Annotated in this window: 3 protein-coding genes; 2 read left to right on the top strand and 1 reads right to left on the bottom strand. The window is 61.5% G+C overall.

Translation table 11 applies throughout. The features are described 5' to 3' along the window. The coding region (ugpC, locus tag ACE04I_RS06235) for a sn-glycerol-3-phosphate ABC transporter ATP-binding protein UgpC (RefSeq protein ID WP_487206759.1) at positions 1–972 on the top strand (972 nt) is incomplete at its 5' end. Between the two features lie 6 nt (positions 973–978). Here ugpC and ACE04I_RS06230 read toward each other — a convergent pair. After that, positions 979–1,890 (bottom strand): LysR substrate-binding domain-containing protein, encoded by a 912-nt coding sequence (locus ACE04I_RS06230; RefSeq protein WP_046793334.1) that lies wholly within the window; start codon positions 1,888–1,890, stop codon positions 979–981. Positions 1,891–2,192: 302 nt separating this feature from the next. Between ACE04I_RS06230 and ACE04I_RS06225 the strand changes: the two genes are divergently transcribed. After that, the gene (locus tag ACE04I_RS06225; RefSeq protein WP_046793333.1) at positions 2,193–3,797 is read left to right on the top strand and encodes an ABC transporter substrate-binding protein; all 1,605 of its coding nucleotides are present in this window, start codon (positions 2,193–2,195) and stop codon (positions 3,795–3,797) included. The last annotated feature ends 23 nt before the right edge of the window (positions 3,798–3,820 follow it).

Below are 3,820 nucleotides of genomic sequence, written 5' to 3'. Positions count from 1 at the left end.
GACATAGAGGACGGCGAGATGATCGTTCTCGTCGGTCCCTCAGGCTGCGGAAAATCCACGCTGCTTCGCATGGTGGCGGGACTCGAGAGCATCACTTCCGGCGACATCCTGATTTCCGGCAAGGTCATCAACGGGCTGGAGCCGGCGGAGCGCGATATCGCCATGGTCTTTCAGAACTATGCGCTCTATCCGCACATGACGGTTCGTCAGAACCTCGCCTACGGCCTGAAGAACCGCAACACGCCGAAGGACGAGATCGATCGGCGCATCACCGAGGCCGCGCGAGCCCTGGAGATCGAGCCCTTCCTGGAGCGCAGGCCGCGACAGCTTTCCGGCGGACAGCGCCAGCGCGTCGCCATGGGCCGGGCGATCGTGCGCAAGCCGGCGGCCTTCCTGTTCGACGAACCGCTTTCCAACCTCGACGCCAAGCTGAGAGTTCAGATGCGCGTCGAAATCCGCCGGCTGCAACGCTCGCTCGCAACCACCTCGATCTACGTCACGCACGACCAGATGGAGGCCATGACGCTTGCCGATCGGTTGGTGGTGCTGAACGGTGGCCGCATCGAGCAGGTTGGCACTCCGATCGAGCTTTATGAGAAGCCCGCGACCACCTTCGTCGCCACTTTCATCGGCTCGCCTTCGATGAACCTGATGGAGCTTCGCGAGGGCAGTGGCTGGTCGACCGAAGCCGGGCTTCCGTCCGGGACCGCGACCATCGGCATCCGTCCGGAAGATATCACCATCGCCGGCGCGGCCGTTCCCAGCGCGTTTCGGGCCGAAGTACAGGTCGCTGCGGTGGAACTGGTGGGTGCCGAAAGCTACGTCCACGGCAGCATGCACGATGGGCATGCCATCATCTTCCGCGTACCCGGACGTTCGAGCATCCGGATCGGCGAGACGGTCACGCTGACGGCCGAGCCACGCAATTTCCACCTTTTCGACAGGGCCGGAACTCGCGTACGCGACCCGTAAGTTCCGTCAGCCGGCTTTACGACCGACTCGCTGATCGAAGGGCGAGACCGCCGCGCGGATGAAATCCACGAGCTTCTGGGAAGCCAGCGACAGCGGTCTTCCGCTCGGCGTCAACAGCCAGACATCCATGAAGGTTTCGGGCAGAAGCGTCCTACGCACGAGACGGTCCTCGGCATAATCGAGGCCGACGAAAGGCGGCACGATGGAAATGCCGACACCATTTGCGACGAGACTGCAGGCCGTCTCCGACAGCGGCACCTCGATGCGGTTGCGCTTCTGCACGCCCTTGAGCTGGAAGGCGCGATCGATCGTCATGAGAGAGCAGTCGTCGCGGGCGAGCGAGATGAAGGGTACGTTGCGTAGATCGTCGATCTCGATCACTTGCCGCTTGGCCAGCGGATGGCTCACCGGCAGGACGCAGACCATGCTGAAACGCATGATGACCTGTGAACTGACATTCGGATGATCGAAGGGCAGCACGCTCAACCCGATATCGATCTGGCCGGCGGCCACGAGTTCACCGATCCGCGGAGATGTGCGGCTTTGCAGCGTGAAATGGATATCCGGCTGCTCCTTTAGGAAGGGTGAGAGCGCCTGTGAAAGATAACGCGTGGCAAGCGCCGGCGGCGCGGCAATCGTCACCTCTCCCCATTCCCGATTGCGAACGGCTTCGGCTAGCCGCGCTATCCGCTTGGTGCCGGAGAACATGCGCTCCACCTCGACCGCCAGCATGCGTGCCTCAAGCGTCGGCACCAGCCGTCCGCCGCTGCGCGTAAAAAGCTGAAAGCCACAGGCTTCGGAGAAGCTGCGCAGCAGCTTGCTGACAGCGGGCTGCGATATCCCGAGCTTCTCGCCCGCCAGGGTTACCGATCCCGCCTCGATCGTCGCGTGGAATGCCTCGAGCTGCCTGATGTTCATTGTCGCGTGAGGCCTTTCGGTGTGCCGGAACCAACATGAGTTCTGGTTATAATGATTGGATAACAAGCTATTTGACAATCATATTGCCGAGGCGCTTTATCATGCAAGCTATGCCGGTTTCTGGAAATGGAGCCGGCGACATGCGGATGCGGAACAAGCCACCGAAGAAGGGCCCGTCTCCAGTTCACATCATAATCTGCGGGGCACATCTGTCCGGCGGGCGGTCTTAAGCGAGGCCGGCTGAAGCACAATCATGTCAAGGCCGCACCAAGCGGCCGGTGGAACAAAGGGAACGAAGACATATGAAGAAGACACTCGGCTTATGCATGCTGGCTCTCATGGCGGCGGCGCCCGCCAAGGCAGCAATTCTCTCCGTCTGCATCGAAGGATCGCCGGAGGTCTTCAACCCCCAGCTTACCAGCAACGGCACCACCTCTTACGTGCTTGGCCAGATCTATGACGGCCTCGTCTCGGTGAAGGCCGGCTCGTCGGACATCCAGCCGGCTCTTGCCGAGAGCTGGACCGTATCCGATGACGGCCGCACCTATACGTTCAAGCTGCGCCCGGGCGTAAAGTGGCAGTCGAGCGAAGGGTTCACGCCGACACGGGATTTCAACGCCGACGACGTGATGTTCACCTTCGAGCGGATGATGAAGCCGGATCACCCGTATGCCAAGGTAAACGGCGGCAATTTCATTACCTTCAGCACCAAGCTCGCCGACACGCTGGAATCTGTCGAGAAGATCGACGACCATACGGTCGCCTTCACACTGAAGAAGCCGCTAGCGCCGTTCATCGGTATCATGGCTCACCAGTCGCTGGCGATCACATCAGCCGAATATGCCGATGCACTCTCCAAGGCAGGTACGCCGGAACTCCTCGATCGTGAGCCGGTCGGTACGGGACCGTTCCGGCTCGAAGCCTACCAGCAGGATGCCGCCGTCCGCCTTGCGCCGTTCAAGGAAACCTGGGGCGCCGCGATCAATGACCCGGCCCGCACGCCGATGCTCGATGCGGTGATCCTCGCCATCAGTGCCGACGCTTCGGTGCGCCTGCAACGCGCCATGGCCGGCGAATGCCAGATTGCACTTTATCCCAATCTCGCCGATAGGCAGATGATCGAGGAAAGCCCAAACCTCGATCTCGTCCAGACACCGGTCGCCTCGACCGGCTTCATCACCTTCAATTTCCGGGAGGAGAAGTTCAAGGACAAGCGCGTCCGCGAGGCGCTGGCGCATGCCATCAACATGAAGCCGCTTGTCGATCTCGTCTATGACGGCATGGGAACCGTGACGGGCGCGGTCATTCCGCCCTCGCTCTGGGGTCACGACAAGGGTCTCGGCGCCCATGGATATGATCCGGAACTGGCCAAGAAGCTGCTTGCCGAAGCCGGTTTCCCCGATGGCTTCTCCACCCAACTATGGGCCGTTCCGGTTTCCCGCCCCTATATGCCGAACGGCCGCCGGGCCGCCGAAATGATCCAGGCCGATTGGGCAAAGATCGGTGTGACGGCCGAGGTCGTCTCCTATGAATGGGGCGAATACATCACCCGTGCCCGTGCCGGCGAGGCGCAAGTCGGCATGTTCGGCGGCATCTACGACTTTCCGGACCCGAGCCAAATCCCGAACAACTATTTCACCTGCGACTCCTCCGGCAAACCGAGCCCATCCAATATCGGCGCATGGTGCGATCCGGAATTCATCGGCTTGATGAACGAGGCGGGTGCCGTGACCGATCAAGCCAAGCGCATCGAGCTCTACAAAAAAGCCCAGAAGGAACTCCACGCCGAGGTGCCCGCCGTGATCCTGGGCGGTGCCGATACGATCACGGCCGTCGCCAAGTCCGTCAAAGGTTATGTGCCGGCGATCTTCGGCACCAGCCGTCTTTCGGGTGTCACCGTCGAATGACCCGGATGCCGGCGGTTGAGACC

The sequence above is a fragment of the Rhizobium moroccans genome (assembly GCF_057559155.1).
Note: the sequence above shows the minus strand (reverse complement) of the source record. Positions and strands in the feature narration are given on the sequence as shown.

What these genes read in the sequence shown, in the direction of transcription:
- ACE04I_RS06230 (WP_046793334.1), bottom strand. Translation starts at nt 1,890, where the DNA reads ATGAACATCAGGCAGCTCGAGGCATTCCACGCGACGATCGAGGCGGGA.
- ACE04I_RS06225 (WP_046793333.1), top strand. Translation starts at nt 2,193, where the DNA reads ATGAAGAAGACACTCGGCTTATGCATGCTGGCTCTCATGGCGGCGGCG.